The following is a 238-nucleotide window of genomic DNA, read 5'->3' on the forward strand; positions in this document are numbered from 1 at the left end:
CCGCACCCTCTGGGGTTCGATAAGTGGGAATGCCCGCTTTGGTAAACGCCATCCGCCCTGGGTACGCCGTGGCTTCCCCCATCCAAGTAGTAAGAATGTTTAACCGCCGCGCTTTACTGTCTTGTTTAATCACCTTGATTAACGCCTCAGCGGTAGACTCGGCTTCCGCCAATGCAGACGGCGCATGCATTAGTAACAAGGCATCCGCTTCACCGCTACTTGCGACAATGTCTAAGGC

1 protein-coding gene is annotated in these 238 nt (G+C 54.6%); it reads right to left on the minus strand.

Annotated elements, in window-relative coordinates:
* Positions 1-190: hypothetical protein (locus Q4528_RS15935; RefSeq protein ID WP_303522728.1), on the minus strand; the 190-nt coding region annotated here is incomplete at its 3' end.
* Between the last annotated feature and the right edge of the window lie 48 nt (positions 191-238).

It is taken from the genome of Staphylococcus pasteuri, from assembly GCF_030547725.1.
Lineage (GTDB): Bacteria > Bacillota > Bacilli > Staphylococcales > Staphylococcaceae > Staphylococcus > Staphylococcus pasteuri.